Raw genomic sequence first — 9404 nt, 5'->3', positions numbered from 1 at the left:
CGTGTGTCCTCCGGGCCGCCGCTTTTCTCCTTATCTTCTTACTCCTTGCTTCGTCGGCTGCCGGTGATGAGCAGCGCCGTGGCTCCGAGACCGATGAGGAAGATTCCGGCGCCGATGAGCATTCCGTTGCCAGTCGTTCCCGTCCGCGGGAGTTGTGCCGTTGGGGTTGGCGCCGCAGGTTTGTCAGCGACAGGTTCGGCCGGTGGGTCAGCTGGCGGCGCAGGCGATTCTGGAGGAGCAGGCGCTTCAGGCGATTCTGGCGCTTTTGGTGGAGCAGGTGGCGTCGAGGGCTCCTCGGGTGGCATCGTCGGAGTCTCTTCGGGCGGCCTGTGCACTGTTTCAGCGGGGATGCCCCAGTCGCTCGTCCACTTCTGGTGCTCGTCATTGCCCTGGATCGTGGTCACATAGGTCACCCACCCGACGGGCATGTCAACAGCCTCTGAGCTCACGGTTGCCTTTCCCTCGTGGTCTCCGACGACTGTGATGTCCTGGGAATGGAGCTTCGTACCGCTAGCATCCTTCGACTGCTGCGGCTCTGACTCTGAGTGATATGCCGTCATCGTGATCACAGCTTCACCGCCCGGCCGCAATCCGCTGACCGTGACTTCGTCGTGGACGGCGTTGACCTCAAGAACCGCTTCCGTCTCGGCACTCGGGGTCCAAGGAACGAAGCCTGTCTCCCGCGGCTGACCGTGGGTGCCCTTCCATTCCCTGGTGGACTCGTCGCCGGTGATGGTCTCGGTGAAGTACATCCATCCGTGGAAGTCCTTCGGGACTGTGATTGCGTCGGAACGGTGCGTGCCGTTGCCGATGCCCTTCGACGTCACCTCAGCAATCACTTCGGCGTCGTCGTTCTTCTTCCCGGGTTCGGGTGCCGATTGCGTCTTCCACAGTTCATGTTCGACGGTCACCGTATGGTCGCCGACCAGGCCGGAGACAGTGAACTTGTCGGTGATCGAATCGCCGGGCTGTGGACTCTGGTCGGAGATGTCGGTGGACACACGAGGCTGCGAGGTCATGTCGACCTTCGCCTGAGCAGAGATCTCGACAGGCTCGTCAGGGGTGATGACGCGTTGGACACGTTTGGTCTTCTGCGGTTCGTAGAGCAGGACAGACTCGGGAGCGAGACTCGCTGAGGCCTTGGCCGTGACTGCGCCCGGAGCGTTGAGTCTGAGGGTGGTGACAACGGGTTTCACCTCGCTGGTCAGGGACTTCGGTGCGTCCTCGGTTCCGTCGATGTCGAGAGTGATGGGAATACCTGGCACGGCAGTGCCGGAGGAGCTGGTCAAGGACACCGAGAGCGTGACTGTATCCGTCGAGGGGAACTGGGGCCTCGCATCGTCGTCCTGATCGTCATCGACTCGTTCGAAGTCACCGCCCTCGGGTCCCTGTTTGCCGTACGGCTCGAGCACCGGCATGGCCGCGACGGGAGTCAGGCTGACATCGAGGGTATAGGGGCCCGCGAGCTTCTTCGCCTCGGCGCTGATCTTTGAGAACTGCTTGGCAGCACCCTTGAACTTCTTTCCCAGATCGCCCGGCTCCTGCGGTGGAACCTTGTGATCATGCGGGATTGCCTCATCCAGACGCGCCAATGCGCTCAAGGCCGCCTGCACGTCCGCCGATTCAGATCCGGAGTACTCGTGCAGCGCCCACGCGGTCTGAGCGGTGGTGATCTTCTGCGCTTTCGAGGTCGTGAAGTACTTGGGCAGAGGCGACTGCTTGCCGGCATCGATGCAGTACGCCTGCGTGTCATCGAAGGTTCTGTAGGAGCCGTACCAGGTCTTGCCCTGCGGTGCGTGATGCCAGATGCCAGGACCATAGGTGTCGCTGGCCTTGAGCATAGGCACTTCCCCGAGCGAGGAGGGCGGCCCTTGGGCCATGGCCGGACCGAGCCCGATGAGAGCTGTCAGAGCCAGGACCAAGAAGAAGAGAGCGGAGCGGAGAGTGAAGCGTCTGCGAGTAGTCATACCCCGATTCCACGATGGACGAGTCGTGCCTGACCAGAGCAGTAAATCTGCCTGTGAATTCACTCGGCGCCGTCCACAGGAAAACGACCATGAGTCGACGGCGATCGCAGCGGGGGTGTGGACAGGCAAACACGACCCCGGATGCGCATCGTTCCAGATCACGATGGGTGCCGTTGAGATTGGACGGGCAGCGCACGATTTCATGGCTGCTGTCCCTCGCCAAGGTGGTGCCGGGAATGGTGATCCGTCCACATAGCAGCGAACTTGAGTGGCCACCGAATGTCAGCAACTGTTGCGGTACGGCAACACCGTTTTGGGCCTGACGTCAGCATTGGACCGTAAACTTGGCGAGGCGGTGAATTCCATACCAAGAAGGACGATATATGTCGCATCAGGCGGGCCCCGGAAACAGCCCCGACTCGCAGCAGAACGCGCACCTGGGCAATTCCGTGCCCCCGCGCGCGCAACCGCCTCGGGTCGCTGACCCCCGGAACCTCAACGGGGCGCCTCAACAAGGGATGCCGCAGCAGGGGCAAGTACCGATGCAGGGGCCGCCACAGGGGCCGCCACAACAAGTCCCACCGCCACAGCGCCCGAACAACGACCGGTTTCGGCCGCGACCGCAGCAGCCCGGTCCCGGTTCGCAGGTGCCAGGCTCTCATGTGCCGCCGCGGCAGATTCCCCAACCGGGGATGAACCCCGCGCCACAAGGCCAGGGCAACCCCCACCTCGGCGCCCCGATGGGCCAGCCGCCGATGCAGGGCCAGCCGCAGATGTATGGCCAGCCGCCGATGCCGGGACGCGTTTACGAACAGGCGCGGTTCGCCCCGACCGTGACCCAAGAGATGCGGGTCCGCGCGCGCCTGCAGGCGCCTCAGCAGGTGGTTTCGGAGACTCCATGGACCGGCGCCGTGCGCCAATCTCAGCCTGAGGAAGAGCCCGGGTCGACCGCCAACATCATCCGTCTGGTCATCGCCATCCTTGCTGTGGTCGGGCTATTCATCGGGCTGTTGGTTCTCGCTCTTCTCGGGGGACTGAGCTTCGGCCTCAGGCTCTTCGCCCTGGTCGCGCTGTCGGCGATACCGCTGATCGGAATCATCGCCTATGTGCTCTGGCTCGACCGATGGAAGCCGCAGCCGAAGATCATCCTCGGCCTCTGCCTCCTCTGGGGTGCCGTCGCTGCCGTCACCCTCACGCTCGTATTCTCCATCGTCGGCAAGGTCGCACTCTATTTAGCCGGCGTCGGAAGTCTGCCCGATGCCTACGGAGCAGTCGTCGAGGCCCCGGTCGTCGAAGAGACGACGAAGACCGTGCTGCTCGTCGTCATCGTCCTCGCCGCTCGGCGACACTTCGAAGGTCCCCTCGACGGACTCGTCTACGGAGCCCTCATCGGCGCAGGCTTCGCCTTCACCGAAAACGTCCTCTACCTCGGCGGAGCCTGGGAACAGAGCGGCGGGGACCTCCTGGGAACATTCATCCTCCGCTGCCTGTGCTCACCGCTGCTGCACACTGTGTTCTGCACCTGTGCTGGTGTGACCATCGGCTTCGCCGCCCGCAAGTGGAAATGGTGGGCGACCGTCCTGATGTGGCTGCCCGGCCTTCTCGTCGGCATGCTTCTGCACGCCGTCTGGAACGGAACGATGACCGGGTTGGGCCAGATCAACGGCATCGCGTCGATCATCGGTCTCATCGTCCTCAGCTTCATATTCACCACTTGCTGGATTGTGCTCGGGATACTTCTGCGGCGCAGCGAGCGACTCCACACACAGAACATGCTCGGCGACTACGCGAACACGGGATGGATGACTCACTCCGAAGTCGACATGCTCGCAACCTGGAAGGGACGCAAATTCGGCAAGCGCTGGGCCGATTCCTTCCCCGGCGGCAAAGAGGAGATGCGCACCATGATCCGCACCTCCGGAGATCTCTCGACCACGCGCATGCGGCTCCTGGCCGGAGTCGGCGGGCAGAAGGAACGTGACATCGAGAGCTTCCAGCTGAAGAAGTTCGCCTCCGCCCGCGATCGCCTTCTTGCCGCATCGGGAAGCGTGGTGCGCTGAGTCTCGTGATGCTCGTCGACGTCGTCATCATCGTCCTGGGGATCGCTGCGCTCTTCTCCGGGTTCCGCCAGGGTTTCATCATCGGCCTCGCCACCGTCGCCGGCTTCGTGGTCGGCTGGATCGTGGGCAGACTGCTCTCACCCCTGATCGAACGCCTGAGCGAAGGCACGCAGGTCATGGAGAATCCCGGTGTCGTCATCCTCCTCGCATCGATGCCGCTCGTCCTCAGCGTTCTGTTCGCCTTCGCCGGCAACGGGGTCGGCGTGTGGATCAAACGATCCATGGACTCTGAACTCGGGCAGGGCATCGACTCGATCGGCGGCACAGTCACCGCGGGCGTCGTCTACGTCCTCGTCATCTGGCTGGCGGCGGGCTTCATTCGGACCACACCGTGGGTCGAGCCGAACCGATGGGTCGCAGACTCCACCGTGATAGCGGCCGTTGACAAGACGATCCCGTACTCCTCACAGATCGCTCTGGGTGACATCTCCCAGGGTCTCGAGGCAACAGGTTTCCCGCAAGTATTCTCGGGGCAGACAGAGCAGATCCGCGGCGTCGGGGAGCCCGACTCCGCGATGGTCGACGTCGGTCGTGGTGTGGAGGAATCCGTCGTCAAGGTCACGACGACTGCCACCACCTGCACGACAGGATCCGAGGGCTCGGGGTTCGTCTACAGTGACGGACTCATCGCCACCAACGCCCACGTCGTTGCAGGCTCAACGGACCTGGCCGTCCAGGTCGGCGGTAAGGGCAGGCCGTATTCCGCCGAGGTGGTGGAATTCGATTCCGAGGCCGACGTGGCCGTCCTGCGGGTTCCCGAGCTCGATGCTCCCGCCCTCAAATTCGGCAGCGGGCTCGGACCGGGAGATGACTCCGTAGTCGCCGGGTTCCCTCAGAACGGGCCTTATACGATCTCTCCTTCGCGAGTGCGGGAGAAGATCGACGCGCGCGGCCTCGACATCTACGATTCAGGCTCAGTGGTGCGAGAGGTGTATTCGGTGCGTGGAATCGTCCGTGAAGGAAACTCGGGAGGTCCGCTGCTCGACGCGAACGGTGACGTGGTGGGGATGGTCTTCGCCAGGTCCGCCACCGATGAGGAGACAGGGTATGCCCTCACGCGAGCGGAGATCAGCGACGAGCTGCAAGCAGGAGCACAGAACCGGACTCCGGAGCCGACAGGACACTGCACCGGCTGAGGCAGCGCACAGGATTACGAGAACTGCTTCACGTCAAGTCCGACGAACTACTTCACGTCAAGGCCGGCGAGAACGGCGCGGTGGTCACTCGAGCCGCGGTCGAGCACTTCGTCGGAGGTGGCTTCGAATCCGCGATAGAGGACATGGTCGAGCCGGGTGACGGGGAGGCGGGCAGGCCAAGTGAATCCGAATCCGCCGCCGGTTTCGACCCGCGTATCCTCAAGCGGGGGAGACAGTGTCGAGAAGTTGGTATCCGTCGTTGCGGTGTTGAAGTCACCGGCCACGATGACATGCTCGGCTTCATCGGTTTCTACCTCTGTGGCCAACCTGCGGATTGCGGCATTGCGCATGGCTTCGTGACCAGGTCGCACCGAAGGCATGTGTACGGAGTAGAACCTGATGTCGCCGTGGTCTGTGGAGACGGTTGTGGCGAAGGCACGAGGCCACTGCAGTCCCAGGTCCACCTCTTCGGGTGCGGACATCGGCCATTTCGACCACACGCCGATCGTGTCGACGACCTGCGAATGCTGGAACGAGGAATCGAGTTCCTTGTGGATGATCTTGCCCGACAGGGACTCGAGCTCCTGAATCGTGACGATGTCGGGGTCAGCGGAAACGAGATTCTTCGCCGCTGCTGTGGGCTCGGACAACCTGGCACCCACATTGTGCGTGGCGACGGTGATATCCGGGTCGCCTTTGTCGCTCGCCGGAATCACCGCGGAGCCGAACATCGAGGCCCAGACCACTGTCGGCACCAGGAAGCCGATTGCTGAGAGCAGCGAGAAGCGGATGAGGAACATGAGCAGGACCAGGGCCAGGAAGATTCCCGTCCACGGAAGAATGCTCTCGATGAGCAGCGCAATGCCCATTCTGGTCGGCAACAGGTGGTGGAGCAGGAGAAATGCGGCATAGGCGATGCCGAAGATCAGTGCGGTGATCCCCTTGGCCGGGCTATGCGTTTTCCTGGGTTGAGAATATTCCTCGTTCATCGATTAAGAATCTTAACCGTTGAGTCTGTCCTCATGCTGGGCGAGCCATGCGACGTGGCTCACTTTCTCGCCCAAGAATAGGCATCAGTCACCGGTGGGCGGTCGCGGACCACACTGTGACATCGGGGTGAGTGTCATAGCGGTAGCCGGAACCCCTCATCGTCCGAATCACCGAAGAGTACTCTCCCAGACGCCGGCGCAGGCGTCGGATGTGCACGTCGACAGTCCTCTCATCAGGGACTTCGCCCCCCGACCAGACGGCAGTGATGAGATCTTCACGGGGCAGTGTGGAGTCGGCATGAGATACGAGAGTCGCCAGGAGGTCGAATTCCTTGGTGGTGACATCGATGAGATCGCCGTCGATGCGGACCTCGCGGCGGGGGATGTCGATGCGCAGGCGCTCGGCGGTTCTGTTCTGGAAGTTCCCATCGAATCGGGATCCGAAGCCGCCTGTGGGGGCGGCTTCCCCGACGCCCTGCTCGGACTCGCGGCGCAGGGTCGGCGGATGGATCCGGTTGGGAATGCGCGAGCGGACCGGGCCGTGTGATCCAGCCGGGGTGCCCGTGGCGGCGGGGGAGCCGTTGGCCACGGCACGAACGGCATCGATGTCGTTGCCGCGGCCCTCAGGTGCCAGAGCGATGACCGCTTGGGTCTCGGCCTGGGAGGCCAGCTCCCTCGCGTAGGCCTGCAGCTCACCGGCGATTGCAGAGAGGTTGGTCCCATCGGCCGCCGCCTTAGACTCATCAAGGCCGACGTAGACGATGATTCCGCGGGCTGCCTTCGGAGAGGGCACGACGCCGGCGGGGCCGAAGGTGTGGGGCGGGTTCTGCGGATCTACTGCACTCAACCGGGCTCCTGCGCGACGGATGGCAGCTGCGCTGCGTGGATGTGCGTACGCTGGTTCTGGATTCGACATGGCTGTCCTTTGCTTCGACCTGTCAGGCCGTTGTGACTGAATGAGTCCGCTGCGGAGTCTGCGTGTACTCGTTCGAAGCCGGACAGCGGAGGGACGGTCACCGACAACGAACGCAGGGCATACACATGCCTGCGGAGCACAATCGCGTCGGGTGCGTCGAAGAAGTCATGTCTTCATTATTTGTCACAAAACTCGCCGGTTGCAAAGGAAAGCTCGAAAATGAGACGAGTGTGACGAAGTATGACGCCGAATAGTTCGTCATCCGGCGTCATCCGGCCTCGGTCAGTCGACGATTCCGTACATTCGGTCACCGGCATCGCCGAGCCCGGGGACGATGTAGCCCTTCTCGTTGAGCTTCTCGTCGAGTGCCGCCGTGTAGATCTCGACATCCGCCGACTGCGCGTAGTCCTTCTCAATGCGCGCGACGCCCCCTGGGGCGCTGACGAGGCAGACCGCCGTGACGTCCCTTGCGCCTCGGGCGAGGAGGAAATCGATGGCCATGGCCAAGGTCCCACCCGTAGCCAGCATCGGATCGACGACGAAGATCTGCCGACCGCTGAGGTCATCGGGCAGACGATCTGCGTAGGCGCTGGGCTCGAATGTCTCCTCGTCGCGGACCATCCCCAGGAAGCCGACCTCGGCGGTCGGGAGGATGCGCAGCATGCCGTCGAGCATGCCCAGGCCTGCGCGAAGGATCGGCACGACGACCGGGCGCGGTTCGGCCAGACGGGTGCCGGTGAACGTGGTGACGGGGGTCGTGATCTCCTTGTCCTCGACCGCAACCGAGCGGGTGGCCTCATAGGCGAGGAGCATGACGAGCTCCTCGGTGAGCTGACGGAAGCGAGCAGAATCCGTGCTCTGGTCACGTAGGACGCTGAGTTTGTGGGCGATGAGCGGGTGATCGGCTACATGAAGGCGCATAAGGGAAATGGTACGGAACTTTTCATCTTCGCGCGTGGAGCTGTGGTGATTGCTCGGCCGAGGAGTCACAATAGGAGCATGTCCTACTTCACTGAGATCCTTGCCGAAACTAGCGATGGTTTTCGTGCGCTCGATGTCGATGTCCGGGATGCCTCGGATCTCGACAGCCTTGTTGAGATGATGCAGGCGGCCGGCTCGGAAGACGGCGAGTCGGTCGCGGTCATCGAGCACGAGGACGAATGGTTCGGCCTCGTGCGAGTCTGCGAGAACAACGAGATCAAAGTCTTCCTGTCCGACCTGCGTGCCGTCGAGCTCAGCCCCTTCGCGGATGTATTCGCCGACTTCCTCGATTCGCAGCCCGATGCCTATGAGGCCGAGCCTGAGGAGGAATTCGGTCTCGAAGAAGATGCGGTCGCCGAAACCGATGACGACGCCGAGGATGAAGAGATTGCGATGCTCGAGTTCGACGTCGACGCCGAATGGGGAGGAGATGCCGAGATCTACGCCGACCGCGGAGTCCTGCCCGCTGACCTCATTGAGCAGGTGGAGAAGTACCGCTCGGACCCTGCCCGCGTCGTAGCCCATGTCGGTGAGACCGTCGGGTTCGCCGATCAGCTCCAGGCCGCCCGCTGAGCTCACCGGAGGAGGCTTCGGCGGAGGGGAGTGCGGATCTCGGCTTCGGTGCCCACGCGCACTTCCAGGATTGGATGGCACTCGCCCTCGCCGAGGCGGCTCTGGCGAGTGCGCATGACGACGTTCCCGTCGGGGCTGTGGTGCTCAGCGCTGATGGTGCGGTGATCGGGCGTGGTCACAACAGACGCGAAGTCGATCAGGATCCGCTCGGGCATGCCGAGCTCATGGCACTGCGCAATGCCGCCGAGGCGACCGGACGGTGGCGTCTCGATGACGCTACCCTTGTCGTCACCCTCGAGCCCTGTGCGATGTGTGCAGGTGCAGTCGTCGGGTCCCGGGTTGCGCGAATCGTCTATGGAGCATTCGATGAGAAGGCCGGTGCGGCCGGGTCTGTCTGGGATCTGCTGCGCGACCGCGCCGCGCTGCATCACCCGGAGGTCTACTCCGGGGTTGCGGCCACGAAGTGCCGGAACCTGCTCAGTGATTTCTTCGCCGCGAAACGAGGGGAACCCGCTGGTCGAAGCACGTCGACGGAGTGAGTCAGCACAGTGGCTCAGGTCACGCCCGCTCGATTTGGACGCCGCCTCGGGCTGACTGTAATGTTGTCCGCGGTGGCGTGTCCGAGCGGCCGAAGGTGCAACACTCGAAATGTTGTGTAGGGTAACCCCCTACCGTGGGTTCAAATCCCACCGCCACCGCGTTGTGGGGGGGGGGGGGTATCG

Annotated in this window: 8 protein-coding genes and 1 tRNA gene; 5 read left to right on the top strand and 4 right to left on the bottom strand. The window is 63.2% G+C overall.

Features of this window, described 5'->3' with window-relative positions; translation table 11 throughout:
* Nucleotides 1-38: 38 nt before the first annotated feature.
* Nucleotides 39-1967 (bottom strand): LPXTG cell wall anchor domain-containing protein, encoded by a 1929-nt coding sequence (locus ACE03M_RS18950; protein WP_485935539.1) that lies wholly within the window; start codon nucleotides 1965-1967, stop codon nucleotides 39-41.
* A 692-nt stretch (nucleotides 1968-2659) separates the two neighbouring features.
* Here ACE03M_RS18950 and ACE03M_RS18945 point away from each other — a divergent pair.
* A complete protein-coding gene (locus ACE03M_RS18945) occupies nucleotides 2660-4027 on the top strand; it encodes a PrsW family intramembrane metalloprotease (protein WP_485935538.1) in 1368 nt (455 codons plus the stop codon).
* Nucleotides 4028-4035: 8 nt separating this feature from the next.
* A complete protein-coding gene (locus ACE03M_RS18940) occupies nucleotides 4036-5223 on the top strand; it encodes a MarP family serine protease (RefSeq protein ID WP_485935536.1) in 1188 nt (395 codons plus the stop codon).
* A gap of 47 nt (nucleotides 5224-5270) precedes the next feature.
* Here the strand turns inward: ACE03M_RS18940 and ACE03M_RS18935 are convergent, their stop codons facing one another.
* From ACE03M_RS18935 to upp, 3 genes are all read right to left on the bottom strand, one after another.
* Complete coding sequence (locus ACE03M_RS18935) at nucleotides 5271-6212, bottom strand: endonuclease/exonuclease/phosphatase family protein (protein WP_143922201.1); 942 nt, start codon at nucleotides 6210-6212, stop codon at nucleotides 5271-5273.
* Between the two features lie 88 nt (nucleotides 6213-6300).
* Nucleotides 6301-7128, bottom strand: a complete 828-nt coding sequence (locus tag ACE03M_RS18930) for a winged helix-turn-helix transcriptional regulator (RefSeq protein ID WP_143922200.1) — start codon at nucleotides 7126-7128, stop codon at nucleotides 6301-6303.
* A gap of 282 nt (nucleotides 7129-7410) precedes the next feature.
* A complete protein-coding gene (gene upp, locus ACE03M_RS18925; RefSeq protein WP_485935533.1) occupies nucleotides 7411-8049 on the bottom strand; it encodes a uracil phosphoribosyltransferase in 639 nt (212 codons plus the stop codon).
* Between the two features lie 78 nt (nucleotides 8050-8127).
* Here upp and ACE03M_RS18920 point away from each other — a divergent pair, with 78 nt between their 5' ends.
* The 3 genes from ACE03M_RS18920 (at nucleotide 8128) to ACE03M_RS18910 (ending at nucleotide 9380) form a co-directional block, all read left to right on the top strand.
* Nucleotides 8128-8682 carry a tRNA adenosine deaminase-associated protein gene (locus ACE03M_RS18920; protein ID WP_485935531.1) on the top strand — a complete coding sequence of 185 codons (555 nt, stop codon included), beginning with the start codon at nucleotides 8128-8130 and terminating at the stop codon, nucleotides 8680-8682.
* Nucleotides 8683-8756: 74 nt separating this feature from the next.
* On the top strand, nucleotides 8757-9221 hold the full coding sequence (tadA, locus tag ACE03M_RS18915; protein ID WP_143922197.1) for a tRNA adenosine(34) deaminase TadA: 465 nt from the start codon (nucleotides 8757-8759) through the stop codon (nucleotides 9219-9221).
* Nucleotides 9222-9292: 71 nt separating this feature from the next.
* Nucleotides 9293-9380 (top strand) — tRNA-Ser (locus ACE03M_RS18910).
* Nucleotides 9381-9404 lie beyond the last annotated feature (24 nt).

The sequence above is a fragment of the Brevibacterium sp. AGC70 genome, from assembly GCF_057334195.1.
The sequence above is the reverse complement of the archived record's forward strand: the minus strand, read 5'-3'. Positions and strand labels throughout refer to the sequence as shown.